This is a genomic window from Parafannyhessea sp. LCP19S3_B1 (assembly GCF_052121955.1).
GTDB lineage: Bacteria > Actinomycetota > Coriobacteriia > Coriobacteriales > Atopobiaceae > Parafannyhessea.
In genome coordinates this window covers 1-25,858 of sequence record NZ_JBQKDH010000017.1, presented here as the reverse complement: position 1 = coordinate 25,858, position 25,858 = coordinate 1, and the positions used below count along the sequence as shown (strand labels likewise).

Here is a 25,858-nt window from a genome sequence, read left to right as displayed (position 1 = left end):
TTGTATTGGAACTATGTGGTGCGCGCGCTAGCCGTTGTAGCTAGCGGGTGCCGCGGCTCGCAGCTGCGGCTACCAAAAGCTAGGCGTTCTGACGCTTGTTGCGACGGATGGCCAGGCCAACGCCCGCGGCAACAACGATGGCTGCGCCGGCAACGTACAGGATGGTGGTGCCCATGCCGCCCGTGGAGGGAAGCGTGGAACCCTTCTTGTTCACGACGTCGGTCGTGAGGGAGCCAGCGTCCTTATTCGCGGTGAAGGTGGCCTCGCCCGTGGTCACGTTGCCGGAAAGGCTGATCAGCTTGGGATCGTCGGAATCAGCATCGTGCTCTGCGCTGATGGTGAACTCGATCGGGGTAATCGTGTTGTAGCCAGCGGGGGTCGTGGTCTCGGTGAGCTTGTACTCGCCGTCGTCCAGGCCGCTGAACTCAAATTTGGTCTCCTCGCCCGCGGTGAAGGACTTGACGTCCGTGTAGACACCGTTGACCTTCTTCTGCAGCGTGAAGCCAGCGCCGGCAAGGGACTTATTCTCCTGGTCAACCTTGTTCACGACGGTCTTGTAGGTGAAGACGATGTTCTTGTCCTTGGGGGTCTTGCCGGTCTCGCCCTCGCCACCCTTGTTGGGGTTGTTGGAGTAGGTAAGGTCAACCTCGTTGGGGTTGCCAGCAGCACCGAGAACGGCGTTATCGTTCAGCTTGGCGGTGTAGGTCACGACGACCTTGGTGTTCGCGTCAAGCGAGACGTCCTTGATGTCCTTGAGGTTGTCGCAAGACCAGGTGACCGTGGTGCCGTCAGTGTTGGGCGTAACGGTCTCCTCGAAGGAGCTGGTAACGTCCTTCCCGCCAATCGTGATCGTGGCTTTCTTGGCCGTGTAGGTCAGGCCCTTGGACATGGTATCGGTGAACACGTACTTGTAGGTGGTGTAGTCGGCAATGTTGTTAGGCATGGTGCCGGTGATCTGGTACGGCACATCAGCGCCGATCTTGTAGTCGGCAGAGTCCTGCCAGTCGGTGGTATCGCCGGTGGACTCGTTCGTGTCCTTGACCTTCTTCACGACGGTCGGGACGTCGGACTTGATGTCGGCCTCGGTGTCACCCACGACCTGGACGATAAACTTGGTGTAGGCGTCGGACTTGTCCTTCTGGGTACCGTCCTTGTCCTTCACGAGGTAATAGCCGGCGGCAAGACCGTCGATAACAGTCGAGTCCTTGGCGGAGGCCACGGTCTTCGCAGGCGTCGTGAGCGTGAGCTTGTCCAGCAGCGTATCGATCGTCATCGTTTTGTCGCCCAGCTTCTTCGCCACGTCGGCCGCAGACTCTTTGCCGCTGTAGGTGACGCCGGTACCCCACTTGACGTTGGAGAGGACCTTCTTGCCATCCGTGTTGGTGGAGAGGTCGCCCGTGAAGATCTGGTACGCCTCGTAGGTGTGGTCCGTCGCGGTACCCTTAAGCGTCAGCTTGTACGTACCCGCTTCCGCCGCGAACGCCGGCGGAGCCAGCGTCAGCGCCATCGCGGCCGCGGCGAGTGCCGCCACGACGCCCTTGAGCATCTTGCTCAGGTGTTTCATGTTACTTCCTTTCTCTACAGACTACCTTCGGGAGCAGCGCTGCCCTCACGTGGCGGGCGCCACCCACATCCCACGCCCTTCTCCCCTAGGGGTCTGGACCTGACTCGCTACGCATCCCGCACCTCCGTCTTCCGTGTCTCTCTCTTGCATGGCCTCTTGCCGCGGCCCCTTGCTTCCGTTCAAATGCCTATGACCGTGCCCGCATGGGCAAGGAGTTCCGGCACTGCCGGCTGGGTCAGGCGACTGGCCCCGCGCTCTGGAGCGGCCACACCCTGAAGGCGAGCCGCCCCGCCACCTGGTCCTTTGGGATGCATCCCACCTGCGTCAGGCGCGAGTCCAGCGATACGGCGCGCCTGTCGCCCATCACGAAGTACGTGTCCTCCGGCACCTGGTACGGCAGGCTGATGTCGCACTGCCCCAGGCTCTTGGCGCCCGCGCGCAGGTAGGGCTCGCTCAGGCGCTTGCCGTTGACGGAAACGTCTCCGGACGAATCGATGTCGACCCAGTCGCCAGGCAGGCCAATGACCCGCTTCGCGAGCAGCTTGTTGTTGTAGGAAAACGCGATGAGGTCGCCACGGCGCACGGAGCCGGGCTTTGTGCCCACCACGACGTCGCCCTCGCGCAGCGTGGGCGTCATGGACGAGCCATATATCCTAAAGGTTGGCAGCACGAAGCTGGAGACGAGCACCGACGCCGCAAACACGGCAGCCAGCGCAAAACCAATGTTGCGCCGCACGTTGTGGCGGTGCTGCGCGGACTCCGAGCGCTCGAGCTCGTCGTCGATCGCGCTTAGGTCTGGAAGAGAAACGCGCCCCTTCCTGCCGTCGGCACCACCTAGGGTGCCGTCGCTACTCTGCGTCAAGGTCATCACCCGGCTCTTCGCTCGTGGGGTCTAGCGCCCCGCCGGATGGCTGATCTTCTCGCCCACGTTCTGCGGACCCTGCGCTACGAGAGCGCCCCCCCCCGACGCATTCTGGGGTCATGCGGCTCTGGGCCACGTTGTAGCCATACAGGTCAATGGCGTGCTGCGCCGCGGCGAATATGCCAGATAGCTTGAGCGACGCCTCCGCAAGGGACTCGGAGTCCGCGATGGCGATGCGGCGGTCCTCGAGCTGTTGCTCCGCCTGCTCAAGCCGCTCCCTGGTGGCGGCGAGCTCTGCGGAGAGGCGCTCGTTTTCCTCCGTGGCGTCGCGAAGGAGCCTCAGCAGCTGAACTCGGTTGAGCTTGCGCAGGTCGGGAGCATCGCCCTTTGCGGACGTGGTATCTTTCTTGGCCTTTTCTGCATCCCGCTTTCCCACGGCTCCAGCTCCCCTTGCCTTCGCACCCTTGTCTGCGCGTTGCGACCATGCTACGCACGCAGATGAATCCGTTCCCAAAATGCGTCGTTTGGTACCGAATGAAAGGCACATTCTGCGCATTTTGCCATTTGCGACTGATTTTATCCCCTATGCACGGTACGCGTAAGGCTGAAAGGGAGCTATGGGACCGTGTAGCACATCTTCAGGTCTAGAAAACGCGCAATCCCAACGGGGAGCCTAGGCTCAATATGCAATTATCTGGCGGCATCTTGCTGCAACTCGGGCGCGACTCGGAAGCGTCCGCACAGGCCTATGCGCGCACCTCAAACGGGGTCTCCTCCCCGCGGCTGAACGCCAAAAGCGCGCCGGCGGAGTTGAAGATCATGGCGCGCACGTCCTCTGCGGTGTAGAACGCCATGTGCGGCGACACGATCACGTTGGGGAACGCCATCAGCACGCTGCGGTCGCGGTTGGGCAGCACGTCGCGGCTGAGGTCGCGGTAGTACAGGTCCGCCTCGTTCTCTATGGTGTCGAGCGCCGCGGCACCCACCTTGCCGGACTCCACGGCCGCTACCAGGGCCTCCGTGTCCACCAGCATGCCGCGCGCGGCGTTCACCAGCACCACGCCGTCCTTCATCTTGGCAAACGCCGCCGAGTCGAGCATGTGGTAATTCTCGGCCAGGCCGGGTGCGTGCAGCGTGATGGCGTCGGACTGCGCAAGCAGCGTGTCAAGGTCGACGTACGTGGCGTGCGCGCGCACGTCGTCGTTGGGATACGGGTCGTACGCCAGGATCTTGCAGCCAAAGCCGCTTAGGTGGCGCACCACCGTGGAGCCTATGCGCCCCGTGCCGATGACGCCCACCGTGGAGGTAGAGATGTCCTTTCCCAGCTTGCCGCGCAGGCCAAAGTCCTGCACCGCGGAGTGGCGGGCCAGCAGCTTGACCTTGCGCTGCGCCATGAGCATCAGCATGATGGCGTAGTTGGCGACGCCCTCGGGCGGGTACGGCGCGTTGGAGACGCGCATGCCCAGCTCGCGGGCGTGGGCAACGTCGATGTGCTCGTAGCCGATGGTGCGCGTGGAGAGGTAGCGCACGCCCTGCGCCCAGAACGCGTCCAGCAGCTCCGCCGGCATGGGGTTGGTGATTATGCACAGCGCGTCGTGCCCCGCGGCAAGGTGGGCGTTCTCTAGCGTGGGATACTCGCTCGTCCAGTCGAACTCGAAGCCCATCTGGCTCGCAGCTTCCCGCATGTACCCAAGCTCGTCGTATTCGCGCAGCGCATAGGCAAAAAACCTCATGAGAAGAACCTCCCCTGGTAGTTGGCGGTTCGCCTTGGTCGCACGCCCCTTGCGCGCCGCAGCCCGCGCACCCGCCGCCGCAGACGGCTCCGCGGCACGTGGCTCCATATTAGTTGACGCGCCACGCCGCGCGCGAAGCGTGCCTATCCGTTAACGTTGGCAGGCTATGCACAACCGTTCGTCGCGAACGCATCCCGTTCGTCGCGCCCCGCCAGACGGCGCGGGCGCGACTCACTCACCATAACGGGCGTTACCACAAGGAAGGCCGCGCGCCCTTCTCGCCTGCGTGTATTGATTTATGTCGATACGTTGTTAGAATAATCGAATCCCCCTGCGTTAGCGCCGTGGAACGGAACGAGGCCATGGACAGTTCGAACGCATTCGCAAACGCCGCGGCGGACGCAACCGCGGGCACCGCCGCCCCCTGCGTCGCCTTCGTGTGCACGCACAACGCGTGCCGCAGCCAGATGGCAGAGGCGCTCGCGAGGCAGCTGCTGCCCCGTGGCACACAGATCTTCTCGGCGGGAACGGACCCCGCCGACCACGTGGACGAAGGTGCGCTGCAAGAGCTCGCGCGCCGCGGCGTCAGCGCGGCCGGCCTGCACCCCAAGCCGCTTTCCCGGCTGCCGCGCGTGGACTGGCTTGTTACCATGGGGTGCGGGGTTTCCTGCCCCAGCCTGCCGTGCGCGCACCGCGAGGACTGGGGCCTGGACGACCCAATGGGCGGCTCGCCCCGCTCCTACCGGGAGTGCGCGGATGCCATCGCGCAGCACCTGCGCCAGCTGGGCGAGAAGATCGCACGCGCCTAGGCCGCGGAGCCGCGCGGGGCGCAACGGAGGTACCAGATGGAAAGCCAAATGACAGACGACCAGCTGAGGGCCGTGTTCAAGGCGCTTGCGGATGCGCGGCGCCTTGCGATCGTACACATGCTCGAGCGCGGCGGCGAGGTGTGCGCCTGCAACCTGCTGGACGGCCTGGACATAACCCAGCCCACGCTGTCGCACCACATGAAGGTGCTGTGCGACAGCGGCCTCGTGCGATGCCGCAAGGACAGCCGCTGGTGCTACTACTCCGTTGACGCCGGCGCCGCGCGCAAGATGTCTGCAGCCTTTGCGCTGCTTGCCGGCACCGCGTCCGACGCCGGCGACGGCGATGGCGACGAGCCCGCCGGCGCCTGCTCGTGCGCGAGATAGAAAACGGCCAGAGACCGAAGCCTCTGGCCGTTTGACATTCGTGGTCGGGTTGACTGGATTTGAACCAGCGACCTCTCGGTCCCGAACCGAGCGCTCTACCAAGCTGAGCCACAACCCGTTAGCGTAGTTACTCTAGCAGAACTGCGCGCGTTTTCCAACCGTAAATGTTGCGCAAGACCACCAATCTTCCTCATCTTGCGCACACGCGGCGACCGCGCGGGCGGCCGCATGCGTCTCGCAGATGGCAAACACGCAGCTACCAGACCCCGTTACCTGTGCGGCCACCACGCCGGGCCGCCTTTGCAGCCACGACTTCACGCGCAAGATTTCTGGAACAAGGCGCATTGCCGCGCCCTCAAGGTTGTTGTACAGCGCAGCCGCCACGCCCATGGCGTCGCCGTCGCGCAGCGCCGCAAGCATGGGCGCGGGCGACGCGGGCACGACGGGCGCCGCATCGAACTCGCGGTACGCCGCGACGGTCGAGACGCCCCGCGCCGGCCTCACCAGCGCCACCGGCAGCCCCTCGAGCACGGGAAACGTCTGCGCGAGCACGTCACCGGCGCCCGTCAGGTACGACGGCGCCAGATTCAGGAAGAACGGCACGTCCGCACCCACGGAGCGCGCGACGTCCACGACGCGCGGGTCCTTCTCGTCCAGGGAAAACAGCCGGCACAGCGCCAGGATCACGGAGGCGGCGTCGCTGGACGAGCCTCCAAGGCCGCTCTGCGGCGGCACGGCCTTGCGCACCTCGACGCGCACGGGCACGGAGATGCCAAACGCCTGGCGCAGGCGCGCGGCGGCCTGCCAGGCGGTGTTCTTCTGGGGAGGGACGCCCACGTCCTCGCTCATGGCGAGAAGGACGCCGGACGCATCTGCCGCGGGCGGCTCGGGAAGCGCGGGCGGCTTGGCGTGCGGCCCGGGAGCGGGCAGCGTGCCCACCGTCACGGTGTCGCCCACGCCGAGCGCGACCATGACGGAATCCGCGCGATGGTAGCCGCGCGCGTCCCGCCCGGGATGGATGCCCAGGTGCAGGTTGACCTTGACGGGAGCGTCGATCGTGACGTGCGACATGCGACCACCAATCCTCTTGCGGCGGGCGCGCGGCCCGCCGCACCCGGGCGAGCAGCGGCGCTAGAGCTGCTGGTCCTCGAAGCCAAAGTCGAACAGGCGCTCGCCGGTGTCGGGATCGTAGATCTCGACGGCGCCGGTGAGCACGTCCACGTACTGGTAGGACTGGCGCGCCTTGCGGCCGCGGCGCTCCTCGACCTCGACCACGAACAGCGTGGGGTAGGCGCCCACGAGGGTGCCGGTGCGCTCGACAACGCGGGAGCGACCCATGTTGGCCCGGACTCGCAGATGTCTTCCCCTAAGAGAGACGAGCTCTTCTCGGATTTGGTCTACCCTATTGGCGGGTGGAACCTCGACTTCCATCTATCTGTACCTCCAAAACGCGGCCGGCGGCCCATGACGGCCCTTCGGCCCAGTGTCAAGCAACTTTCTAGTATATGGTGCTGACGCCACATCCACGGAAAACGCGGCTTAAGGAGCAGAAATGAGCGAAAGCAGGATCGAAAGGGTGCTTCAGAACCTCGAAAGCCAGGGGCTGAGCCAGATGTTGGTGTGCGACCCCATGTCCATCTGGTATCTGACGGGCTACTACACGGAGCCGTACGAGCGGTTCCTGGGGCTTCTGGTTGCGCGCGACGCCGAGCGGCGCCCGCGCACGGTGATGTTTTGCAACAGGCTGTTTCCGGACGCGACGGGCGCCGCTCAGAGGCTGGTGACGTTTGACGACACAGAGGACCCCGTGCCGCTGGTGGCGGCGGAGCTGGACGCCGCGGCGCCCCTGGGCGTGGACAAGAAGCTCGTGGCCAACTGGCTGCTGCCGCTGATGGACGCCCGCGCGGCGAGCGGCTTCAGGCTGGGCTCTTGGGCCGTGGACGCCACGCGCTCCGTGAAGGACGCGCGCGAGCAGGAGCTGATGCGCCAGGCGAGCCTGACGAACGACCGCGCCATGGCCTGGCTTGCGGCGCAGGTGCGCGAGGGCGTGACGGAGCACCAGATCGCGAGCGGCCTTCTGGGCGAGTACCGCCGGCTTGGGGCCCAGGGGCACAGCTTTTCTCCCATCGTGAGCTTTGGCGCGAACGCGGCGGACCCGCACCACGAGCCGGACGGCACCGTGTTCCACAAGGGCGACATGGTGCTGTTTGACGTGGGCTGCAAGCAGAACGCGTACTGCTCGGACATGACGCGCACGTTCTTTACGGCGACGCCCACGGCGCGCCAGCTTGAGGTGTACGAGACCGTGCGCCGCGCGAACGAGGCCGCGGAGGCCATCGTGCGCCCGGGCGTCACGTTTGCGCAGATAGACCTGACCGCGCGCCGCATTATCGAGGACGCCGGCTTTGGCCCGTACTTCACGCACCGCCTGGGCCACCAGATTGGCCTTGAGGACCACGAGCCGGGCGACGTGAGCGCGACGCACGACGAGCCGGTGCGCGCCGGGCAGTGCTTTAGCATCGAGCCCGGCGTGTACCTTCCCGGCGAGGTGGGCGTGCGCATCGAGGACCTGGTGATCGTGACCGAGGACGGCTGCGAGGTGCTGAACCACTACAGCCACGAGGCCACGGTGCTCGAGGTGTAGCGCGCGAGCGCGCGGCGCGGTGGCGCGTTGCGCGCGGGGGCGCGGCTACAGCTGCCGCGCGAGGTTCTGCAGGGCGTGGAAGCGATGGCTGATCGCGTTCTTCTCGTCCGCGGAGAGCTCTGCCATGGTCTTGCCCGGGGTGTCGTTGGGCAGGAACAGCGGGTCGTAGCCAAAGCCGCCGTCGCCGCGCGGCTCCGTGCCCACGAAGCCCTCGCAGTCGCCCTCGCCGTGCGTGACGCCCTCGCCGTCCTCGTCGCGCTCCACCAGCACGACGCTGGAGTGGAAGCGCGCGGTGCGGCGCTCGCGCGGGACGCCCTCCATCAGGCGCATGAGCTTCTGGTTGTTGGCGGCGTCGTTGCCGTGCTCGCCGGCCCAGCGTGCCGAGAAGATCCCGGGGGCGCCGTCGAGGGCGTCCACGCAGAGGCCGGAATCGTCCGCGACCGCCATGGCGAGGCCCGTGTTGTCGAGCGCGGCCGCCGCCTTGATGTAGGCGTTTTCCGCGAAGGTGTCGCCGTCCTCCACCGGATCGGGGAAATTGCCGAGCTCGCCGAGGGCGACGAAGCGCACGCCCGGCAGGCTCTGGCCGAGGATCGCCTCGATCTCCGTGACCTTGTGGGGGTTGCCCGTCGCGACGACGACGGTCTTTGCGGGGTCGAGCGTGCTGATGTCGAGTGCCATGGGTTTCTCTCCTTTGGTTGGATGCGTCGATGGTAGCGCATGGCGCGGCGCGCGGGGCGGCGCGGGGCGGCTAGTCCGAGAAGCCCGTGACCCGATCCTGCAGGCGGATGAGCTCTTGGATTCCCGCCTGGCCCATGTCGAGCAAGGCGTCGAGCTCTTCTCGGCTGATGGTGGAGCGCTCGCCGGTGCCCTGCACCTCCACGATGCCGCCGTCGCCCGTGCACACGAGGTTGAGGTCGACCTGCGCGTGGCTGTCCTCCGGGTAGTCGAGGTCGAGCAGGAGGTGATCGGCGACCTTGCCCATGCTGATGGCCGCGACCTGGCCGGTGAGCGGCAGGCGCTTGATCTTGCCGGCGTCGACCCACTTTTGGAGCGCGTCGTGCAGCGCCACCCACGCGCCGGTGATCGACGCGGTGCGCGTGCCGCCGTCCGCCTGGATCACGTCGCAGTCGCACGTGACGGTGAGCTCGCCCAGGCGATGCATGTCGCACACGGCGCGCAGGCTTCTGCCAACGAGGCGCTCGATCTCCATCGAGCGGCCCTTGCGGCCCTTGTACTCGCGGCGCGTGCGCGTGGACGTGGACGCCGGGAGCATGGCGTACTCCGCGGTGACCCAGCCGGCGCGCGAGCCCTTGCGCCACGCGGGCACGCCCTCCTCCACCGTGGCGGTGCACATGACGCGCGTGTTGCCGAACTCCGCCAGGCACGAGCCGTCCGCGTTCATCATCACGTCTCTCGTGAGCTTCACGGGGCGCATCTGGTTGGCGGCGCGACCGTAGCTGCGCGCGGGGGTGTCGGGGGCGGGGGTGTCTGTGGTGGGGATGCTTGCGGCGGGGGTGTCTGCGGCGGGGGTGTTGTGCTGGTCCATCGTTTCCTCCTGTTGCTGGGGTTCTTCAGCAGAAGCCTACCACGCGAGTGAGGGGCGGGCGAGGGCGAGGGCGGGGCCGAGGGCGAGAGTGCTCACTACCTGACAGGTTCGGGTTCTGTCAGGTAGTGAGGTGTGGGGCGAGCTCACTTTCTGACAGAAGCGAGATCTGTCGGAAAGTGAGTGCCTCGGGGGCGAAAATCGAGCGAAAAGCCAGATGGGAGCCACCACTTTCTGACAGGTGCGGAAAGTGTCAGGTAGTGAGGGGCCGGGGGCATCTCTATCTGACAGGTTCGGGTTCTGTCAGATAGTGGGACTTGCGAGGGTCGCGCCAGCCGGGCGCCAGCCGGGCGCCGGACGCGAGCGGAGCGCGCGGGCCCCGCGCAGCAAAAGGCCGGACCCGCGCATGCGGGCCCGGCCGAGGGTGCGATGGTGGACGGCGAGGGATTCGAACCCCCGATCTTGTGCTTGTAAGGCACCTGCGCTAGCCGCTGCGCCAGCCGTCCGGATGCGTGGTGAGTTTATCACACGCGCGGGCGCGCGGGCGCGCGGCCGCGAGCTGCCGTATACTTTCCCACATGGATACCATGACTCTTGCGCGCATAGCTCAGCTTCTGAGCACCCAGGGCCTGCTTGACCGCGTCTCCAACATGGACGACGCGACGGCCCAGACCCGCGTCACCGGCGCGGACTGCGACTCGCGCTTCGCAGCACCCAACCATCTCTTCGTGTGCAAGGGGGCCGCGTTCAAGCCGGCGTACCTTGCGTCCGCCCTCGAATCGGGCTGCGTCGCCTACCTGTGCGACGGCGCCCGCGCGGACGAGCTTGCCGCCGTGGCGCCTGGCGTGCCGCAGCTTGTGGCAAGCGACCTGCGCCGCGCCATGGCCGTGGCCTCCGCCGCGGCGTGGGGCCACCCGGACCGCGGCATCGACGTGGTCGGCATCACCGGCACCAAGGGCAAGTCGACTGTAAGCTACATGCTGAAGCAGATCTTGGACGCCGGCAGCGCCGAGCCCCGTGCGGCGATCCTGGGCTCGATCGAGACGTTCGACGGCGTGGAGCACTTCGAGAGCGTGAACACGACCCCGGAGTCGCCCGACCTGTGGCGCCACGTGCGCAACGCCGCGGACTCTGGCCTGCCGTACCTGGTGATGGAGGTCTCGAGCCAGGCGCTCAAGTACGACCGCGTTGTGGACCTGGGCCTGGACGTCGCGTGCTTCCTGAACATAGGCCGCGATCACATTAGCCCCGTGGAACACCCCAACTTTGCAGATTACTTTGGCAGCAAGCTGCGCATTTTTGACCAGGCGCGCGTGGCTGTGGTGAACCTTGACACCGACGAGCTCGACACGGTGCTCGAGCACGCCCGCCACTGCGAGCGCGTGGTGACGTTTGGCTGCTCGGACGCCGCGCGCGAGGCCGGCGCCGACGTGTGGGCCACGGACGTTCGCCCGTTCCAGGGCGGCATCACGTTTGCGTGCCACACCCCCGGCTGGGAGGGCGACGTGACCGTGAGCATGCCGGGCCTGTTCAACGTGGACAACGCGTGCGCGGCCATCGCCATGTGCGAGGTGCTGGGCGTGGGCCGCGATCAGGTTGTGGCCGGGCTTTCACACGTGCGCGTTCCCGGGCGCATGGAGCTGCTGCTGACGGACGACCCCAAGGTGACGGCCATTGTGGACTATGCCCACAACAAGCTGAGCTACCAGCGGTTCTTTAGCTCCATCGTGAAGGAGTTCGCCGGGCGCGACGTGATCGCGGTGTTTGGCGCGCCGGGCGGCAAGGCCTACGAGCGCCGGCAGGAGCTGCCGCAGGAGGCCTCCAAGTGGGCGGACTACCTCATCTACACCGAGGAGGACCCCGCACACGACTCCGTTGCAGACATCTGCCAGCAGATGAGCGACGCCACCCCCGCCGGGCAGCCGCACGAGGTGATCCTGGAGCGGCCGGCCGCCATCGAGCGCGCCGTCGAGCTGGCGTTTTCGTCTGACCGCGGTGCCGTGGTGTGCCTTCTGGCCAAGGGCGACGAGACCCGCCAGCACGAGGGCGACCGCTTTGTCCCGTGCGAGCCCGACGGCGAGATCTTCCGTCGCGCGGTGAAGAACGCGCTGGCGAGAAGAGCCAGCGCTGCCGATGGCGAGGCGGCGGCCAACGGCGGGACTGCCGGGGATTCGGCCGACAAGTAGCAACGTGTGCGCGGCGTCTTGCCTACGGTGGCGAGGCGCCGCTCTTTTTTTGGAAGGCCCGCGCGCCGGCGCGCTTCGCCGGACGAGAGGAGCATCATGCCCGGACTGTCGCTACCCACGTTTCCCACGGACCCAGCACGCGTTCCCGAGGACATGGCCCAGCGTTTCTCGCGCATAAAATACGTAATCACCGACACGGACAACACCATGGTGAGCCACGGGCAGGCGCTGGCCGCAACGGACGGGACCCCCTCCGTGGAGCTGGCAGAGACCCTTGTTGACCTGCGGCGCGCCGGCGTGAGCGTCATTCCGTGCACCGGGCGCAACCGCGCGATGGTTCGCGAGGACGCGCACATGCTGGGGCTGCGCGGATGGATCGGCGAGATGGGCGGCATCCTGTGCCTGAGCGAGGGGGCCACGAGCGACTGGCGCTACTTCACGGCGGACATGCCGTACGACCCCGGCTGCGGCGATACCCCGCACGACCTGATCGTGAAGACGGGCGTGGTTGGGCGGATGCTCGACCGCTGGTACGACTGCCTTGAGACGTATCATGACAACAACATCGGCTTCGAGTACCGCGAGGTGACGGTGGGGCTGCGCGGCGCCGTGCTGGAGGACGAGGCCCAGGCCATGCTGGACGAGACGGGGCTTCCGCTGTACCTGGCGGACAACGGCTTTGTGAGCCGGATTACCGGCGACACCATCCTGCCGCGGCGGTCGGACGGGACGCTGGAGGACGTGCACACGTACCACATCACGCCGCGCGGGCTGGACAAGGGCAGCGCGGCCGCGCGCTACATCGAGCTGATGGGGTGGGACCCGGCCGAGGTCATTTGCTGCGGCGACTCTCCCGCGGACTGCGCGATGGCGCCGTACGCGGGGACGTTCTTGCTGATGCGCAACGGCATGGGCAACCCAAAGAGCCAGGCCGCGCTCGCCGGCCGCGGCAACGCGTTTGTTTCTGCCCTGGACTCGACGGACGGGTTCTGCCAGGCCATGCGCACCATCCTGGCGATCAAGCGGCAGTCGTAGGGGCGCGGGCGGGTGCTGCGCGAGTACCATGGTGCCGGTACGCACCGGGGGTGACCTTGCAAGATTCCGCAAACTGGAGCCGGGTGTGTACCCGCAGGCCCACGCATCGCTACACACCCCATGCGAGTTTGCACGTTTTTCCAATCTCGCGCGGGGTGTGTTGCGTCTCGACGGTCCCCATGGCAGAAAGTGGCGGGTGTGTGCAGCGACAATAACTTGAATCCTTATGTTTTGAGCCGCTGACCTGCAATCATATGAATTCTAATCTGTCTTACGGGGGTACACACCCTCGGCTTTATTGCATTTTGCGCAACACACCCCGCGATTCTTGCCTCAGGACCCAGATTTTCGTCACACACCAAGGGTGAGTTAGCGGAATCTTGTAAACTCTCCCCTAGTGTGTGCAACGGTGGGTACACACTCGGGGTGACCTTACAAGATTCCACAAACTGGGATCAGGTGTGTGACGCAACCCCGACACCCCGGGGTACACACCAGCGCCGACCTTACAGATCCGTGCAGACTGAGGCCGGGTGCGTGCGGCTCAGCTGATCCGCGCACGCCCGCACGTCCATCAGCCGCCGGCACCGCCACTCCCCCCAAAACGCCGAGGGCCGCGCCCGGGATGGAGGCGCGGCCCTCGGCCATGCATATGGGGGGCCGGCGCCGCCGAAAGGGGGAGGTGACACCGGCAATAGGGAGGTCAAACATCACGCGAGCCGCCGGCCGCAGCCCGGCCTGCCGCACGCGGCCCGCGCGGCGCACCTAGCGCAGGTGCCAGATGTCCTTCTCGTACTGCGCGATGGTGCGGTCGGACGAGAAGTACCCGGCCTTCGAGATGTTCACCAGGGCCTTGCGCTGCCAGGCCTCGCGGTCCTCGTAGTCCTTCAGGACCTGGGCCTTCGTGGCGCAGTAGTCGGCGAAGTCCGGGAACGTCATGAACCAGTCCTTGTTCAGGAGCTCGTCGTGCAGGCGGTTCAGGTTGGTGGCGTCGCCCTGGGCGAGCATGGCGTCGGACGTGAGGAAGTCCACGGCGGCCGCGAGCTCCTTGTCCTTCTCGTAGTAGCTCCTGGGGTTGTAGTCGCCGCGCTTGTAGCGGGCGATCACCTCGTCGGAGGACTCGCCAAAGGTGTAGATGTTGTCTGCGCCCACGAGCTCCGCGATCTCGACGTTCGCGCCGTCCATGGTGCCAAGCGTGACGGCGCCGTTGAGCATGAACTTCATGTTGCTGGTGCCGGAGGCCTCCTTGGAGGCAAGGCTGATCTGCTCGGAGATGTCGGCCGCCGGAATCAGGTGCTGCGCCGCGGTGACGTTGTAGTTCTCGATCATGACAACCTGCAGGTACTTGCTGGCCACCGGGTCCGCCTCGATGACCCTGCCCAGGCAGATGATTGCATGAATGATGTCCTTGGCGATTGTGTACGCCGGGGCAGCCTTTGCGCCGAAGATGACCGTGACCTTGTGCTTGGGCAGCTCGTCGGCCTCGAGCATCTGCAGGCGCTGGTACTTGCGGATGACCCACAGCAGGTTGAGCTGCTGGCGCTTGTACTCGTGCAGGCGCTTGGACTGCACGTCGAACACGGAGTCGGGGTCGACCACGGTGCCCTGGTGCGCGGCGAGCCATGCGGCGAACGTCTGCTTGTTGGCGCGCTTCACCTGGTCGAGCTGCGCCAGGAACGCGGGGTCGTCCACCAGCGGCTGCAGCTGCTCAAGCTGCTCCGCGTCGGTCTTCCAGCCCTCGCCGATCTTGCCAGAGACCAGCTTGTTCAGGCCGGGGTTGCACTCCACCATCCAGCGACGGAACGTGATGCCGTTGGTCTTGTTGTTGAACTTCTCGGGGTAGATCTTGTAGAACGGCGCGAGCTCGGAGTCCTCCAGGATCTTGGTGTGCAGCGCGGCGACGCCGTTGACGGAGTGGCTGAAGTGGATGTCGATGTTCGCCATGTGCACGTTCTGCCACTTGTCGATCACCTGGACAAAGTCGTCCTCGTACTGGCCGCGCACGAACGCGTCCAGCTGCTGGATGATGGGCACCAGCTGCGGCGCCACGCGCTCGATGAAGCCAAGCGGCCAGCACTCCAGCGCCTCCGCCAGGATGGTGTGGTTGGTGTAGGCGCAGGTGTCGCGCACGATCCTGACGGCCTCGTCAAAGCCGATGCCGCGCTCGCCCAGAAGACGGATCAGCTCCGGGATCACCATGGTGGGGTGCGTGTCGTTGATCTGCACGGCGGCGTACTGCGCAAGGTCGTGCAGGTTGCTGCCGCGCTCGACGCACTCGTCCAGCATGAGCTGCGCCGCGTTGCTCACCATGAAGTACTCCTGGTACACGCGCAGGATGCGGCCGGCCTCGTCGGAGTCGTCCGGGTACAGGAAGAGCGTGAGGTTCTTCGCGACCTGCGACTTGTCGAAGTTGATGCGGTTGCGGATGATGCGCTCGTCCACGGTGTCCACGTCAAACAGGTTCAGCGTGTCGCACTGGCTGTGGTAGCCCGTCACGTCGATCTGGTACATGGTGGAGGTGACGGAAAGGTCGCCAAAGTTCACGGTGTAGTGCTTGGGCGTGCGGCGCATCCAGCTCTCCTGGCCCCACCTGAGCCAGTAGTCCGGCGACTCGTACTGCTTGTTGTTGTCGAAGCTCTGCCTGAAGAGGCCGCAGTGGTACGCAAGGCCCACGCCGGACGCGGGCAGCCCCAGCGTCGCGCACGAGTCCAGGAAGCACGCGGCCAGACGGCCCAGGCCGCCGTTGCCCAGCGACGGCTCGTTCTCGAACTCCTCGAGCTCGGCCAGGTCGCGGCCGGCCTCTGCGAGCTCCGCGCGCACCTGGTCGTACAGGCCCAGGTTGATGAGGTTGTTGCTCAGGAGCTTGCCGATCAGGAACTCCGCGGAGATGTAGTACAGGCGCTTCTTGCCCTGGTTGTAGCCCTTCTCGGCCGCCGCGTCCTTCGTGAGGCTCAGCAGCGCGTTGAAGAGCTCGAGCTCGGTGCACTCCGCAAGCGGCTTCTTTGCGTAGGAGGCGAGGCTATACTCGGTCATGATGGGGTCCTTTCAGGCCATTGCTGACGTTAACAAGCACTATAGTTGCAGCGGATGGGCCGTTTCTTGCATCATGGTGCCCTCTATTAGTACTAAACTAGCATCGTGGTAAGCAACGATTGACATGTTTCCAGCGCACAACCGTTTCCGGCAGGCCGCGGCGGAGGCCGCGGCACGGCAAGCGCGGCACGGCGCGGCAGGTGCGGGGCGAGAAGGACGGGGGCGTCCGGCAGATGGACTTTGCCAGATACGAGCAATACCGCGAGACCGGCGTGCACGAGGTGCCGGGCTTTGCGTACAACACGTACCTCTGCACCATCCCGCAGGACTTCGCGCGCGTGAGGCCGCACTGGCACGACCAGATGGAGATCGTGTACGTGAAGCGCGGCAGCGGCACCGTCAGCACCAACTTCGTGCGGCACCCGGTGCACGCCGGCTCGATTGTGCCCATCCTGCCGGGAGAGATCCACGCCATCGACGGGGACGACGGCACGCGCATGGAGTACGAGAACATCATCTTCTCGCTGGACATCCTGGACAGCCACGAGCCGGACGACTGGTGCCGCGCCAACGTGCTGCAGCCGCTGCGCGAGGGCACGCTGCGCTTTGCGCGCCCCGTGCCGGAGGGGACGGAGTTCTACGAGCGCGTGCGCTGGGCGCTGGACGGGGCGGACGCCGCGTGCGCCGTGAGGCAGCCCGGCTACTCCCTGATGGTGAAGAGCAGGCTGTTCATGCTGATGGACGCGCTGTACGCCTTTCGCAGCGCGGACGCGCCGGAGCGCGCGGAGCCCGCGGCGGAGCGCCTGCGCGCGGTGCTGCGCGAGGTAAACGCAAACTACGCCGCGCCGCCGAGCGTGGAGGGCGCCGCGCGGCTGGCCGGCTACAGCAAGGCGCACTTCATGCGGGTGTTCAAGAAGGACATGGGGATGACGTACAGCCAGTACGTGACGGAATGCCGCCTGACGGCCGCGTCGTACTACCTCGAGAAGACGGACGACCCGGTGGGCGCCATCGCGCAGTCGTGCGGGTTCGACAACTTCTCGTACTTCAACCGCAGGTTCCGGCGGCGCTACGGCATGACGCCCACGGAGTTCCGCGCGAGGGCATAGCACGCGCGGCGAAACTTCGCTAGGATTGACTAACGCAACCACAGGTGGGGGCCCGCGCAGGGCCCACGGCAACGGCGGCCGCGACCATGGCCGGCCGCGCGCAGGAGGGAGGCGCACCGTGTCGTTTGATCCAAACCGCGAGGACTACCAGCGCCTGGGCCTGCGCTTCGCGCGCTCGCTCGACGGCGGCGGTGCCGCGGGCGCCGCGCGGGCGTTCGCGTCGTTCGGGCGGCGCTTCTCGCAGGACCGCGACTCACTGCCCCAGACGGATGCGGACCGCGCGTTTCACCTGGTGGCCCGCGCCACCACGGTGATCGACTACCAGCTGCCGTTCGCGGAGTCCGACGCCCGCGCGGCCGAGCTCATCCGGCGCGGCCACGCGCTGCTGGACGAGGCCCTGGCGCTCGACCCCAACTGCCACGACGCCGCGCGCATGCAGCACGCGGCCACGATCGCCGGCTTTGACGCGTTCTTCCACTACCTCGAGCAGGGCGAGAAGGACGTGCGCCGCTCCTGCACCGCCGCGCGCGACGCGGCGCTTGCCAAGGACGACGGCGACCGCTCGCTCTTGGAGGCGGACCTCGCGATGCGCCCGTACCTGCGCTGGCTCGCGACCATGGCGGACAAGGCCCTCATCTGCGGCCGCAACCGGCAGTGCCTGGACATCTGCCGCCGCGCGCTGGAGGCAGACCCCAACGACGCCGCGGACGTGCGCTTCTCGGCCGCGCTGGCCTACGCCAAGCTCGAGGACGCGGCCGGGCTGGACGCCCTTGCGCAGCGCTCCGCCACCCTGGGCGTGCCTCGCCGGCACGAGGGCGCGGACGCGTGGCAGCTCATCGCGCGCGTGTCGCTGGCGCACAGCCGCCACGACGAGGACGACGCCCTGCGCCAGCTGCGCGCGCTTCTGGCCACGTACCCGCACGCGGCCGCGACGCTGGCCAGCCAGCGCGAGCTGCCGGACGGCGTGTTCTGCCGCCTGGCCGTGCCGCCGTACAGCGAGGACGAGCTCATCGTCGCGACGTCCGAGGCCACGGTCCTGCTGCAGGAGGGGCGCGACAGCCACGGGCGCGGCGCGCTGGGCTCGTGGGTGGCGGCGCAGGCGCAGCGGCTTGACCCCCGCGACGTGGCCGAGCTTCGCGCATGGGAGAAGAGCATGGATGCGGCCGCGGGCGACTCGGGCGGCGCGGGCGGGCAGCGACCCGGCGGGCCCACGGCCGGCGGACGGCCGGGCGGGCCACGCGCGGACGGGGGCGACAGGTGATGGACGGACGCGAGGAGCTGGTGCTGAGGCTCGCGGCAAAGCGCCGCGCCAAGCTGGGGCTTTCTGACAGCGGCTACGCCGAGCTGCTGCTTGCCGTGCGCGAGGACCCGGAGCGCTTCGTGGAGGACGGCTCGGACGAGGCGTTCGCCGTGGTGGCGCACGCCGTCGCAGCGCTGGACGAGGCGCGCGAGGGTGACGACCTCCTGGACGACGGTGAGTTCTTCTCGCAGCGCGCGAAGCGGATGGAGCGGCTGCGCACGCAGTGCCGCCGCGCGTTGGCGCTCGACGCGGGCTGCACGGAGGCACAGCTGCTGCTGGCGCTGGCGCAGGACCTCGATCCGGACCCGCTCCTGGACGAGCTGCTGCAGATCGACCGCGACGCCACCGGGCGGCTGGGCCCCGTGCCGCAGGCGGCCGGGGCGGACGCCTGGTCGGACGTGTTCGCGCGCGGGCGGCTGCGCGTGAAGGCGGCCATCGCGCGCACGTGCCTGGACTCCGCGCGCTACCGCATGGCGGATTCCGTGGCGCGCCAGGTGACGGGCGCCACGCACGCGGACCCGCTTGGCGCGCGCCACACCAGCGCGCTCGCGCTCGCGCGGCTGGAGGACGAGTCGGCGCTCGATGCGCTCGAGGCGTCGTTCGGGCGGCGCGGCGACAGCTGGACGCAGCTCGCGCTGCTGATCCTGTTCTACAAGCTCGGCCGCATGGGCGCCGCGCGGCGCGCGCTCAAGGGGCTGGACACCCTGTGCGAGGGCGGCGTGTACGCGCTGCTGCGCCCCGTGATGGTGGACACGTACCTGCCAGACCGCCCCGCCGCCACGCCATACAGCTTCGAGGAGGTCACGCTCGCCGTGCACGAGGCGGACCCGATCGTGGTGGACGTGCCGGACCTGGTGACGTGGGTGCAGGACCAGCCCGGCATGGTGCAGTCCGCGCGGACGTTCGCGGATAATTCTGGCCTGGAGTGGTAGCCGCCCCGCACGCGACGCCAGTCTGGTATACTGCTTGCTTGCGTCCCCATCGTCTAGTGGCCTAGGACACCGCCCTTTCAAGGCGGTAACACGAGTTCGAGTCTCGTTGGGGGCACCATCGCACGCATCGGGCCCGTCGGCACACGCCGGCGGGCCCTTTTGCGTCGCAGCCATCTGCGCACGCCACGTGCTGCGCGCAACGCGCCGCGCGGCCTTCACCACGCGGACGCCCGCCGACACCGCCACCACGCTACCCGCGAGCCAGGCGCTCCCGCACGCGCACCGCGATTCCCTCGGACGTAAGCCCCGCGCGCTCCATCAGGGCCGCCTGGGAGTCCGCGTTCTGGTACGCGTCCGGCATGCCCAGCCTCAGCAGCGCCGGCGCGCCGCCACGGGCGGACATGCGCTCCGCCACGGCCGCGCCCAGGCCGCCCACCACGCTGTGCTCCTCCACCGTCGCCACCAGCCTGCGACCGCCGGCGGCCAGCGCGTCCACGGCCGCCGCGTCCAGCGGCTTCACGGTCAGCATCTCCAGTACCTCCGCGGACACGCCGTCCGCAGCAAGCAACCGGGCCGCCTCCACGACGCGGCTGCAGATGGTGCCCGTGGCCACCAGGCTCACCTCCGGCGCGCCCTCGGGCAAGAAGAGCCGCTGCGCCCGCCCGGCCACGGCCGTGGTCCCGTCCGGGTGCAGGTTGACGCCGTCCAGCATGTTCGTGCGCACGTACGCCGGGCGCGGCGCGGCGGCAAGCAGCCGCAGCACGCTCGCGAGCTCCGCGTTGTCCGCCGGGCAGAACACCTCCACGTTTGGCACGCCGCGCATGAGCGACACGTCCTCCAGCGCCATGTGGCTCGCGCCCAGCATGCCAGACTCGCACCCGGCCGACACGCCCACCAGCGCCACCGGCGAGCGCATCATGCCCAGGTTCACGCGGATCTGATCGTACACGCGCCCCGTGATGAACGTGGCGTAGCTCGGTGCAAACGTGGTCAGTCCCTCGTTCGCGAGCGCGGCCGCCACCTCCACCTGGTTCTGCTCCGCGATGCCGCACTGCACAAAGCCCTCGGGCAGCACCTTGCGCATGTGGTCCAGGTTCAGGCGCCGCCCGTAGTCAGAGACCACGACGGAAAGCCCGCCGTCGCGCTCGGCAAGCTCGCCCATGACCTCGCCAAACACCTGCTTCGGGTTCATGGCCGAGAAGTGCGCGGACTCCTCGGCGGAAACCCGCGCGAAAGCCGCGGCCACGCCCGTGCCCCCGGCCACGGCGGCCGCGTTCTTCTCGCCCCGCGCGTCCGTGCTACTCACCGCGTATCGCCTCCTCGCGCGCGTCCAGCTCGCGCATGGCCTGCTGGTACAGCTCCTCCGTCAGGGCCTTGTCGTGCCACTCCGCGTGACCCTCCGCAAACGAGAGCCCGTGGCCCTTGAGCGTGCGCGCCACCACGGCGCGCGGGCGGTCGCCGGGGTTGCGCAGGGCGTCCGCCAGCTGGATCACGTCGTGCCCGTCCACCTCTGCCACGTCAAAGCCAAACGCGGCGAACTTCCTGTTGATGGGTCCGTTGTCAAGTATCTGCGCCGTGGGGCCGTCCAGCTGCATGCCGTTGGCGTCCACCACCACGGTCAGGTTGGCCAGGCGCTTGTAGCCAATGAGCGCGGCGGACTCCCACACGGACCCCTCGTCGCACTCGCCGTCGCCCACCACGCAGAACACGCGCCCGGGCAGGCGCTTGCGGCGCAGCGACAGCGCGAGGCCCGCGGCGTAGCCCAGGCCCATGCCCAGGCTGCCGCCGGATATCTCGAACCCGCGCTGGGGGTCGCGCTCCGGGTGCTTGAACAGTCGCGCGTCCGGCCCAAACAGCCCGCGGTCCACGTCGTCCTGGCTTATGAGGCCGCACTTCAGCATCATGGGGTACAGCGCGACGGACGCGTGCGCCTTGCTCACGATCAGGCGGTCGCGCTCGTCCCACGGCGTGCCGTCCCGTCCGGTGTGCATGACCTCCCCCAGCAGCACGGCCACGATCTCTGCCATGGAGAGCGCGCCGCCAAAGTGCAGCGGGCTTCCCATGTAGCGATGGCCCCATTCCACCACGCCGCGGCGCACCTCAAGCGCGTCCAGGTCTAGCCGGCGGCGCAGCGCGCGCGTGGCCTCGTCCTCCGCGGCGCCCTCGCGCGCGTGCGTGCGGATGCCGTCCAGCTCAAGCGGGCCGGGGAAGCCGTCGCTCTGCCTGGACACGCCCACGATGGACTGGTTGGGCCCCAGCCACGTGAGGCTCCACTCGATGGGCGTGGTGTCCGCCAGCTCTATGCGCTGCTCGAGCACCATGACCGGGTCGCTCGCGCCGCACGCCAGGCACGCCGCATGCTCCGCCCCCGCCCGGCACGACGAGTAGTGCATGTGCGAGAGCGCGATCTTGCGGCCGGAGCACCGCTCCACCGCGTCAAACAGCGACTCCGTCGTGAAGTCCGCCCGCTCCAGCCCCGGGCACGCCGCCAGATTCGACCAGCTCTCCTGGCACACCACGGGCCGTCCGCTCACGGACCGCACGCGCCGCATAAACAGCGCCGGCTCGCCGGGCTCCACCTGAAGGCTCTCCGCCACCTCCGCCGGAGCCGGCAGCACGTCCTTCCGCCGCACCCGCGTCGTGTACCGCACGCCGCCGTCGCGAAGCGACGCCGCAAAGCTAAACGACCGCGCGTTGCCCGGCCGCGCAATGCCGCCGTCCGCCACCACGGTCCCGCTCCCCTTGCGGCTCACCAGCAGCCCCTCGGCCACCAGCGTCCCGATCGCCTTGCGCACGGTCCCACGGCTCACGCCGTACTGCGCCATCAGGTCCGCCTCGGAGGGAATGTAGCGCCCCCGCCGCCACTCGCGGTTGCGAATCTTGCCGCGCATGATCTCGGAAAGCTGAACGTTCAGCGGGTCGGGCGAATCCGCCGAGAGGAGCGTAGGCTCCGTGCTCGCGGCCCCGCCTGCCGCCCCCGGCGCGTCCGGGGTGGGAAAGCCAAAGTCGTACTCGGCCATGAGGCCCCCTCTGCATATGCCGTCGCACGTGGTCGCGCGCCGCTGGCGCCGGCGCCCCGGCGCCGTGCTCCGCGTGCGACCTGCGACTGAACAACTTGCATACAGACAAGTTGTGTACAGGACATGTTATGAACAGGCATGACTTTACGCCGCTCCAACGCTCGCGCGCGCGGCGCGCGCATACTTTCTGAAATTTCCATCATGCTGCCATGGGTATACTCAGGGCAAGCCCGCCAGCGCGCCGCCAGCGCGCCGCCGCGCCGCGTAAAATGCGCGGGTCATGCCGCACGACACGCCGTTCGTACTGGCAAAACGCCTACGCAAAAAGGTCGGAGGAGGGGTCCCATGGAATCCAAGCTAAGGGTCGCGTCCCGCGCCGTCGTCGCAGCGGCCGCGGCGTACGCCGTCGTCTACATCGCGTTTCTGCAGGACATCCCCCAGACATACTACGTGTTCACGTTCGCGACGGTCCTCGACCTCGTGGCCATGCCCATCCTGCTGTTCTCGCTCGGGCTTTTCCTCATGCGCAAGCTCCGCCCGGACGATTCCGCACCCCGCACGCCCAAGCAGCGTACCCGCGCCCGCCGCACCCTCGTCATCGCGATCGTGGCGATCTACGCGCTGTACGTCGCGCTCTCCCTCATCGCGCGGCTGCAAGGCGGACAGGTCGCGACCTCACTCATGGTCATCCTCACGGTCGTTTTCTGCGTCATCGAGTACGGCGGCTTCTTCGTCGGCCTCCTGTACGGCATGTTCGCGTAACGCCGCATCGCCACCCGCGCGACCCACGCCACCGCGCAGCCGCGCAGCCGCGCAGCCTGCAACACGACCCGCGACGCAAAGCGGCGGACGGAAGCACCCGCTCCCGTCCGCCGCTCTCATGTGCTGGTAGGGGCGGTGGGGTTCGAACCCACAAGACCTAGGCCGGCGGATTTTAAGTCCGCTGCGTCTGCCAATTCCGCCACGCCCCCGTGACCAAAAACCTTACCACAGCGCACCGCGGCGCGCGTGCCTCGCTCGCGAGGATCCGCCACGCCCGCCAACCGCAGCCGCTAACGTACAACTATAATTTCCGGGCTCCGGCAATCCTACGGTTTTGTCGCCCTAACGTAGAACTAAAAATTTTAGTTCTACGTTATGCCAACGCATCAGCCCTCCGCAGCGCCCCGCGACCACCGCTTGAGGCTTGCCCCCGGGCGCGAACGTACAACATTTTTTCGGCACATTTCAAAATCCTGCGGTTTTGTCGCGCAAACGCAAACCTTATTTTGAGTGTTATACGTTCGCGCCCCCCGACGCGTATCCGGCCGGCCTCAAGCGGCGCGCCCAAACCCTCAAGCGACGCACTCACGCGCCAGAACCCGGCCCCGGCGCCCTACCGCAGCTCGCTCAGGTCCGGCTCCCAGCCCAGCGGGCTCGCCCCGCCGTCCGCCGACGCGGCCGCGCAGATCGATAGCCCAAACAGCAGGTCGCTCTCGCTCACGGTCAGCCGCTCGAACCCGCACGACTCCATCAGCGCGGCCACCGCAATCGTGCCGCCCAGAATCACGTTCGCGCGCTTCGGCTGAAGCCCTGCCATCGCGGCGCGCTCCGCCTCCGTCACGCTGGCAAACCGGGCGAGAAGCGCCTCCACGTCCTCGTGGCTGAGCTCGGCAAGGTGGACCCTTCGCGGGTCGTACGGCTCCAGTCCCAGCTTCACGGCAACCAGGCTCGTCACCGTGCCACCGGTCGTCACCATCAGCTCCGGCGCCAGCTCGCGCACGCCCTCCGCGGCCACCGCGTCGTCAAACATGCCGCGCGCCCATCGCCGGGCGCGCTCCACGTCCGCCATGCTCGGCGGGTCGCCCGCGCTCAGGAACTTCTCCGTCATGCGCCGGCACCCCACGTCCACGGACCGCACGCGGTCCAGCGCCAGCCCGCGCTCTGCGCCCATGCTGCCCACGGCGATCTCGGTCGAACCACCGCCGTTGTCCGCAACCAGGATCTCGCGGTCCGCAAAGTCCTGCGCCACGCCCAAGAACGTGAGCGAACCCTCTACCTCGCCGGGAATCACCTGCGCGTGCAGCCCGCGCGCCGCAAGCTCCGCCAGAAGCGCGTCGGAGTTCCCCGCGTCGCGCGCCGCCGAGGTCAGCGTGCAGCAGATCCTCGGCGCCCGCGCCTGCCGGGCCGCGGCCAAATACGAGTCCACGCACGCCAGCACGCGCCCGGCGGCCGCCTCGCAAATCATGCCGGTCCGCGTCAGCCCCTCGCCCAGGTTGCAGATCGTCGACTGCTTCAGCATCCGCGTCACGCGGCCGCCCTCGACGTCCGCCACGGCCAGCCTCGCCGTCACCGTCCCGATGTCGATGCACGCGACCCTCGTCATTTCAGCACCGTCTTCCTGTCGTAGCCAAACAGCGCGTCCAGCACCTTCGTGTACCACGCGCGGTCGTCCTTGTACGTGATGGCGGCCGAGGGGTCCTTGCCGTCCTCCTTCAGTCCCTTCACCTCGACGCCCTTTTCGCCGGGATACACGTAGCCGTTCTTCCGCGCCTGGTCCTCGATGCCCTCCTTGGACATCAGCGTGTCCACGTCGCTCTTCAGGTCCTTGTTCTGGCTCTTCAGCGCGGCGTACTTCACCTGCAGGTCCTGCGTCGTCCGCATCGACACGTAGTACCGCTGCGCCGGCCCGTACAGCGCGGCCGCCACGGCAACCACCACGGCGAGCACGATCCACAGCCGGCGGTGAGCCGCGGCCCACTCCCCCGCAGACGTCGCGCGCTCGCGAGCCGTCTGCGCGCCGGATGCCGCGCGCTCCCTTGCCGCCGCCACGCGCTCGCCGGCAGACGCCTTCTCCTCGCGGCCATCGCGGCCATCGCGATCCTCGCGACCCGCGCCGCCGCGGGCCACGCGCGCGTCCGGGCGAGAAGTGCCACGCTTCGCGCCCCTCGCCGCCTTTGCCTCGCGAACGTCGTCGTAGGTCGCGGCGTTCTGGCGCACGCCGTACGCGGCCTCGGACTTCGCGAGGGCCGTCTCGTGGTCGACGGACACCACGGCCTTCGTGCTCGCAACGCCCACGGTGCCCGCAGCACTCGCCGCACCGGCGCCCGCGACACCAGCCGCACCGGCACCCGCGGCCGCGTCGACCCGGGCGTCCGCGGCGCGCTTCGCCCGCGCGTCCTCCCAGGCCATGCGCTCCCTCGACGCGGCGATGTCCTTCGCCGGGTCAATCGCCTGCGCCGCGATCATCTTCTTCGTGTTCTTCGACTCGTGCTTCCCAAGCGGACCATCGGTCCTCCGGGTCCCGCGACGAGGCCGACGACCCTGGGCCTCTCTCTTGCCGTTGTCTGCCAAGCGCTCGTCGCTCTCGGAACGGCGCTCGCCGCCGCTGGGGTTGCCGTCGTCTTTCTGCACGGGTCTCCTTCGACCGGTCACGCCACGTGTGGTCGGGGCAACAACGTTGCCCGATGGGGTCTGGTTCTGCATGCTCATGCCGTCGTCTTCGTTTCAGCTTCGTTGGTCGGCCGGCGCTCGCGCGCCTCCCCTCAGTTATAGCAGAGGGGCCGCGCCCGTCGCGACCCCTCCTCACAATCCCGCAAACTCAGCAGACCGCCCGCCACCCGCGCCGCCAACGCCGGCACCTGCGCCCAAGTCCCGCGTCCCGTCCTTCTCCATGGCCTACTCCTCGCCCTCGTCGTCGCCGCCAACTTCCTCCAGCACGCCCA

General features: G+C 67.9%; 22 protein-coding genes and 4 tRNA genes. 10 read left to right on the top strand and 16 right to left on the bottom strand.

All coding sequences use genetic code 11. The annotated features are described in order from the left end of the window. Positions 1–79 precede the first annotated feature (79 nt). From ACTQWE_RS09495 to ACTQWE_RS09480, 4 genes are all read right to left on the bottom strand, one after another. A complete protein-coding gene (locus ACTQWE_RS09495) occupies positions 80–1,564 on the bottom strand; it encodes an isopeptide-forming domain-containing fimbrial protein (RefSeq protein WP_441857051.1) in 1,485 nt (494 codons plus the stop codon). 235 nt (positions 1,565–1,799) lie between these two features. Next, complete coding sequence (gene lepB / locus ACTQWE_RS09490) at positions 1,800–2,426, bottom strand: signal peptidase I (RefSeq protein WP_441857050.1); 627 nt, start codon at positions 2,424–2,426, stop codon at positions 1,800–1,802. Further along, positions 2,413–2,862 (bottom strand): hypothetical protein, encoded by a 450-nt coding sequence (locus ACTQWE_RS09485; protein WP_441921651.1) that lies wholly within the window; start codon positions 2,860–2,862, stop codon positions 2,413–2,415. Before ACTQWE_RS09485 ends, lepB begins: the two co-directional genes overlap by 14 nt. Before the next feature lie 310 nt (positions 2,863–3,172). Beyond that, positions 3,173–4,159: a D-isomer specific 2-hydroxyacid dehydrogenase family protein gene (locus ACTQWE_RS09480; RefSeq protein WP_441857048.1), complete on the bottom strand. Its 987-nt coding sequence runs from the start codon at positions 4,157–4,159 to the stop codon at positions 3,173–3,175. A 362-nt stretch (positions 4,160–4,521) separates the two neighbouring features. Between ACTQWE_RS09480 and ACTQWE_RS09475 the strand changes: the two genes are divergently transcribed. After that, a complete protein-coding gene (locus ACTQWE_RS09475; protein ID WP_441857047.1) occupies positions 4,522–4,968 on the top strand; it encodes an arsenate-mycothiol transferase ArsC in 447 nt (148 codons plus the stop codon). Between the two features lie 48 nt (positions 4,969–5,016). Beyond that, the gene (locus tag ACTQWE_RS09470) at positions 5,017–5,352 is read left to right on the top strand and encodes an ArsR/SmtB family transcription factor (protein WP_441857046.1); all 336 of its coding nucleotides are present in this window, start codon (positions 5,017–5,019) and stop codon (positions 5,350–5,352) included. A gap of 41 nt (positions 5,353–5,393) precedes the next feature. Here the strand turns inward: ACTQWE_RS09470 and ACTQWE_RS09465 are convergent. The 3 genes from ACTQWE_RS09465 to ACTQWE_RS09455 form a co-directional block, all read right to left on the bottom strand. Further along, positions 5,394–5,470: transfer RNA gene (locus tag ACTQWE_RS09465), tRNA-Pro, on the bottom strand. 14 nt (positions 5,471–5,484) lie between these two features. Beyond that, positions 5,485–6,423, bottom strand: a complete 939-nt coding sequence (locus ACTQWE_RS09460; RefSeq protein WP_441857045.1) for a 4-(cytidine 5'-diphospho)-2-C-methyl-D-erythritol kinase — start codon at positions 6,421–6,423, stop codon at positions 5,485–5,487. 60 nt (positions 6,424–6,483) lie between these two features. After that, positions 6,484–6,783, bottom strand: a complete 300-nt coding sequence (locus tag ACTQWE_RS09455; protein ID WP_170104594.1) for a Veg family protein — start codon at positions 6,781–6,783, stop codon at positions 6,484–6,486. A gap of 121 nt (positions 6,784–6,904) precedes the next feature. On the opposite strand from ACTQWE_RS09455, the gene ACTQWE_RS09450 reads away from it, so the two are divergent. Beyond that, positions 6,905–7,996, top strand: a complete 1,092-nt coding sequence (locus ACTQWE_RS09450; protein ID WP_441857044.1) for a M24 family metallopeptidase — start codon at positions 6,905–6,907, stop codon at positions 7,994–7,996. Positions 7,997–8,041: 45 nt separating this feature from the next. Here the strand turns inward: ACTQWE_RS09450 and rdgB are convergent, their stop codons facing one another. The 3 genes from rdgB to ACTQWE_RS09435 form a co-directional block, all read right to left on the bottom strand. Continuing rightward, complete coding sequence (rdgB, locus tag ACTQWE_RS09445; protein ID WP_441857043.1) at positions 8,042–8,674, bottom strand: RdgB/HAM1 family non-canonical purine NTP pyrophosphatase; 633 nt, start codon at positions 8,672–8,674, stop codon at positions 8,042–8,044. Positions 8,675–8,744: 70 nt separating this feature from the next. Next, the gene (gene rph / locus ACTQWE_RS09440) at positions 8,745–9,542 is read right to left on the bottom strand and encodes a ribonuclease PH (RefSeq protein ID WP_441857042.1); all 798 of its coding nucleotides are present in this window, start codon (positions 9,540–9,542) and stop codon (positions 8,745–8,747) included. Between the two features lie 427 nt (positions 9,543–9,969). Further along, positions 9,970–10,045: transfer RNA gene (locus ACTQWE_RS09435), tRNA-Val, on the bottom strand. A gap of 72 nt (positions 10,046–10,117) precedes the next feature. Here ACTQWE_RS09435 and ACTQWE_RS09430 point away from each other — a divergent pair. Continuing rightward, positions 10,118–11,725, top strand: a complete 1,608-nt coding sequence (locus tag ACTQWE_RS09430; RefSeq protein WP_441857041.1) for a Mur ligase family protein — start codon at positions 10,118–10,120, stop codon at positions 11,723–11,725. A gap of 96 nt (positions 11,726–11,821) precedes the next feature. Then, positions 11,822–12,760: an HAD family hydrolase gene (locus tag ACTQWE_RS09425; RefSeq protein WP_441857040.1), complete on the top strand. Its 939-nt coding sequence runs from the start codon at positions 11,822–11,824 to the stop codon at positions 12,758–12,760. 765 nt (positions 12,761–13,525) lie between these two features. Here ACTQWE_RS09425 and ACTQWE_RS09420 read toward each other — a convergent pair. Continuing rightward, positions 13,526–15,793, bottom strand: a complete 2,268-nt coding sequence (locus ACTQWE_RS09420) for a glycogen/starch/alpha-glucan phosphorylase (RefSeq protein ID WP_441857039.1) — start codon at positions 15,791–15,793, stop codon at positions 13,526–13,528. Positions 15,794–16,026: 233 nt separating this feature from the next. On the opposite strand from ACTQWE_RS09420, the gene ACTQWE_RS09415 reads away from it, so the two are divergent. The 4 genes from ACTQWE_RS09415 (at position 16,027) to ACTQWE_RS09400 (ending at position 19,252) form a co-directional block, all read left to right on the top strand. Continuing rightward, positions 16,027–16,902 (top strand): AraC family transcriptional regulator, encoded by an 876-nt coding sequence (locus ACTQWE_RS09415; RefSeq protein WP_441857038.1) that lies wholly within the window; start codon positions 16,027–16,029, stop codon positions 16,900–16,902. A 118-nt stretch (positions 16,903–17,020) separates the two neighbouring features. Next, positions 17,021–18,163: a response regulator receiver protein gene (locus ACTQWE_RS09410; protein WP_441921649.1), complete on the top strand. Its 1,143-nt coding sequence runs from the start codon at positions 17,021–17,023 to the stop codon at positions 18,161–18,163. After that, complete coding sequence (locus tag ACTQWE_RS09405; RefSeq protein ID WP_441921647.1) at positions 18,163–19,134, top strand: hypothetical protein; 972 nt, start codon at positions 18,163–18,165, stop codon at positions 19,132–19,134. Before ACTQWE_RS09410 ends, ACTQWE_RS09405 begins: the two co-directional genes overlap by 1 nt. A 42-nt stretch (positions 19,135–19,176) precedes the next feature. Continuing rightward, positions 19,177–19,252, top strand: a tRNA-Glu gene (locus ACTQWE_RS09400). Positions 19,253–19,384: 132 nt separating this feature from the next. Here the strand turns inward: ACTQWE_RS09400 and ACTQWE_RS09395 are convergent. Both ACTQWE_RS09395 and ACTQWE_RS09390 read right to left on the bottom strand, forming a co-directional pair. After that, on the bottom strand, positions 19,385–20,440 hold the full coding sequence (locus ACTQWE_RS09395) for a transketolase family protein (protein WP_441857209.1): 1,056 nt from the start codon (positions 20,438–20,440) through the stop codon (positions 19,385–19,387). After that, positions 20,433–22,154, bottom strand: coding sequence for a UTRA domain-containing protein (locus tag ACTQWE_RS09390; RefSeq protein WP_441857207.1), 1,722 nt, complete (start codon positions 22,152–22,154; stop codon positions 20,433–20,435). Before ACTQWE_RS09390 ends, ACTQWE_RS09395 begins: the two co-directional genes overlap by 8 nt. A gap of 345 nt (positions 22,155–22,499) precedes the next feature. Here ACTQWE_RS09390 and ACTQWE_RS09385 point away from each other — a divergent pair, with 345 nt between their 5' ends. Beyond that, positions 22,500–22,916 (top strand): hypothetical protein, encoded by a 417-nt coding sequence (locus tag ACTQWE_RS09385; RefSeq protein ID WP_441857205.1) that lies wholly within the window; start codon positions 22,500–22,502, stop codon positions 22,914–22,916. Between the two features lie 124 nt (positions 22,917–23,040). Here ACTQWE_RS09385 and ACTQWE_RS09380 read toward each other — a convergent pair. The 3 genes from ACTQWE_RS09380 to ACTQWE_RS09370 all read right to left on the bottom strand — a co-directional run bounded on the left by ACTQWE_RS09380 (position 23,041) and on the right by ACTQWE_RS09370 (position 25,547). Beyond that, positions 23,041–23,125, bottom strand: a tRNA-Leu gene (locus ACTQWE_RS09380). Between the two features lie 404 nt (positions 23,126–23,529). Beyond that, positions 23,530–24,519, bottom strand: a complete 990-nt coding sequence (locus ACTQWE_RS09375) for a Ppx/GppA phosphatase family protein (RefSeq protein WP_441857203.1) — start codon at positions 24,517–24,519, stop codon at positions 23,530–23,532. After that, positions 24,516–25,547: a septum formation initiator family protein gene (locus ACTQWE_RS09370; RefSeq protein WP_441857201.1), complete on the bottom strand. Its 1,032-nt coding sequence runs from the start codon at positions 25,545–25,547 to the stop codon at positions 24,516–24,518. Before ACTQWE_RS09370 ends, ACTQWE_RS09375 begins: the two co-directional genes overlap by 4 nt. Between the last annotated feature and the right edge of the window lie 311 nt (positions 25,548–25,858).

What these genes read in the sequence shown, in the direction of transcription:
- ACTQWE_RS09390 (WP_441857207.1), bottom strand. Translation starts at nt 22,154, where the DNA reads ATGGCCGAGTACGACTTTGGCTTTCCCACCCCGGACGCGCCGGGGGCG.
- ACTQWE_RS09450 (WP_441857044.1), top strand. Translation starts at nt 6,905, where the DNA reads ATGAGCGAAAGCAGGATCGAAAGGGTGCTTCAGAACCTCGAAAGCCAG.
- ACTQWE_RS09420 (WP_441857039.1), bottom strand. Translation starts at nt 15,793, where the DNA reads ATGACCGAGTATAGCCTCGCCTCCTACGCAAAGAAGCCGCTTGCGGAG.
- ACTQWE_RS09455 (WP_170104594.1), bottom strand. Translation starts at nt 6,783, where the DNA reads ATGGAAGTCGAGGTTCCACCCGCCAATAGGGTAGACCAAATCCGAGAA.
- ACTQWE_RS09405 (WP_441921647.1), top strand. Translation starts at nt 18,163, where the DNA reads ATGGACGGACGCGAGGAGCTGGTGCTGAGGCTCGCGGCAAAGCGCCGC.
- rph (WP_441857042.1), bottom strand. Translation starts at nt 9,542, where the DNA reads ATGGACCAGCACAACACCCCCGCCGCAGACACCCCCGCCGCAAGCATC.
- ACTQWE_RS09415 (WP_441857038.1), top strand. Translation starts at nt 16,027, where the DNA reads ATGGACTTTGCCAGATACGAGCAATACCGCGAGACCGGCGTGCACGAG.
- ACTQWE_RS09425 (WP_441857040.1), top strand. Translation starts at nt 11,822, where the DNA reads ATGCCCGGACTGTCGCTACCCACGTTTCCCACGGACCCAGCACGCGTT.
- ACTQWE_RS09385 (WP_441857205.1), top strand. Translation starts at nt 22,500, where the DNA reads ATGGAATCCAAGCTAAGGGTCGCGTCCCGCGCCGTCGTCGCAGCGGCC.
- rdgB (WP_441857043.1), bottom strand. Translation starts at nt 8,674, where the DNA reads ATGGCACTCGACATCAGCACGCTCGACCCCGCAAAGACCGTCGTCGTC.
- ACTQWE_RS09495 (WP_441857051.1), bottom strand. Translation starts at nt 1,564, where the DNA reads ATGAAACACCTGAGCAAGATGCTCAAGGGCGTCGTGGCGGCACTCGCC.
- ACTQWE_RS09460 (WP_441857045.1), bottom strand. Translation starts at nt 6,423, where the DNA reads ATGTCGCACGTCACGATCGACGCTCCCGTCAAGGTCAACCTGCACCTG.
- ACTQWE_RS09480 (WP_441857048.1), bottom strand. Translation starts at nt 4,159, where the DNA reads ATGAGGTTTTTTGCCTATGCGCTGCGCGAATACGACGAGCTTGGGTAC.
- ACTQWE_RS09375 (WP_441857203.1), bottom strand. Translation starts at nt 24,519, where the DNA reads ATGACGAGGGTCGCGTGCATCGACATCGGGACGGTGACGGCGAGGCTG.
- ACTQWE_RS09470 (WP_441857046.1), top strand. Translation starts at nt 5,017, where the DNA reads ATGACAGACGACCAGCTGAGGGCCGTGTTCAAGGCGCTTGCGGATGCG.
- ACTQWE_RS09475 (WP_441857047.1), top strand. Translation starts at nt 4,522, where the DNA reads ATGGACAGTTCGAACGCATTCGCAAACGCCGCGGCGGACGCAACCGCG.
- ACTQWE_RS09430 (WP_441857041.1), top strand. Translation starts at nt 10,118, where the DNA reads ATGGATACCATGACTCTTGCGCGCATAGCTCAGCTTCTGAGCACCCAG.